Here is a 1,663-nt window from a genome sequence, read left to right as displayed (position 1 = left end):
TCGACCGGTTCGCGGCCACGGCGAAGGAGCTGAAGCTGGTCTAGCAGCCCGTGGCGGAATAGGGTCTTTGGGAGCCCACGCCGACGGCAGCGGCCGCGAGGCGTGAGCGGTGGATCATCGCCTTGAGCACGTTCAGCAGCGTCCCCAGGCCCATGAGATCGCCTGCAGGGCGACCCAGGCGGCTACAGCAGGCGAAAAGAGAGGCCGCGAGGCTCGCCGCCTCTCTCGGCTTGCCGCTACCCAAGACCTTGCGCATCACGAGCCCCAGGTTGAAGCCGGCCACATGGACCAGTTGACGCTTCAGGATGTTCGTCCGTCCCCGCAGGTAGACTCGCCGCAGGGCGCCCGTCTCGTAGCAGTGGGCGAAGGGCCGCTCCAGGACTTCCCCGCGCTTGCGCAGCAGGCGCTTGCCGCGCGGCCCGCGGATCCGGCGCCGGTTTCCATACACCGCCGCTTTCTCGGCCGCTTTGCCCACCCAGCTCCTCCGGCCTCGCTTCGGCTCGCTGCAGTAGCTCTGAATCCCCAGCGACGCCTGCAGCAGCAAGGTCGCATTGCTGTGGTAGCCCTTGTCCAGGACCAACTGGGTCAGCAGCGTCTCCGAAACCTGTCCCGCGACCTCCGCATCTCCCGCCAGCGTGCCCAGGTGATCCAGCGTTGCCACCAGTGTCTCCCGCAGGCTCTCGCTGTCGCCGCGGTCGCCCGGTTGCAGCGTCACCGCCAGTACCGCCTCCGTCTCCAGATCCACCGCGTGCTCGGCCTTGTGCGCCAGGTGCGTCCGCCCATCCTTCAGCTTCGTGATCCGCGCGTCGGGATCATGCGGATTCTGCCAGTCGTCGTTCGAGGCCTTGCGCTTGCGCTGCCGATCCAGCCGCGCCAGCGCTTCCCGCGTCGGCGTCGCGATCCCCGACGACGCCGCCAGCCGCTTCAGATACGCCTCGTAGCTCTCGCCCGTGTCGCGCCGCACCAGGCTGCGCAGGGCCGCGTTCGCCTCCAGCGTCGTCGCGTCGATCCCCACCGTCTCACCCCGCAGCAGCCCCGCCTGCGCCAGCACCTTCAGCACCCAGGTGAAGATCGCCTCGTGCGCTTCCACCGCGATCAGGCGCCGATTCCGGCTGATCGTCGAGTGGTCCGGTGTCGTCTCCGTCAGGTCGTAGCCGCAGAAGGCCCGCAGCGAGAGCGAGTCGGCCAGCCGCCACGCGATGCCCCGCTCCGAGTCGATGCCTTCGAAGTAGCCGATCAGCAGCGTGCGGAAGTAGATCGCCGGCGGCAGGGAGGGACGCCCTTGCCGCTCCGCGTAGAAGGGCCGGCACAGCTCCTCAACGAACGCGTCGAAGCCGTGCGTGGCCAGCAGTGCATTGAGCCGCTCGTAGAAGGGGTGTCCCGGCGGCGTTGCCACGGCCGCCGCCGGCAGCCAGATCTCCGCTTGTCGCTCGCGCCGGCGCTTGCCCATGGCCATCGCCCTTGCCTCCTGCGGGGGTCTTCGCCGACACTAACCGAGGGACTTCGAACCCTCAAGAAGAGAGACTTTCACCACGGGCTGCTAGGCCAGCGGCTCCACGCGCTCGGCGAAGTCGAGGCCGGCGGCGGCCAGATCCGCGAGGATCGGGGTGTAGATCGACGGGTGCGTGGGGATCTGGCTGCCGCGCAGGTGCAGTTCGCCGCA

The 1,663-nt window shown here is 69.0% G+C and carries 1 pseudogene; it reads right to left on the bottom strand.

What is annotated here, in order from left to right:
* Nucleotides 1-331: 331 nt before the first annotated feature.
* Nucleotides 332-1,456, bottom strand: a pseudogene (locus FJ251_16205) (transposase).
* Nucleotides 1,457-1,663: the final 207 nt, after the last annotated feature.

The organism is bacterium, from assembly GCA_016873475.1.
Classification (GTDB): Bacteria; Krumholzibacteriota; Krumholzibacteriia; order JACNKJ01; family JACNKJ01; genus VGXI01.
This window is presented reverse-complemented; position numbering and strand designations above follow the sequence as displayed.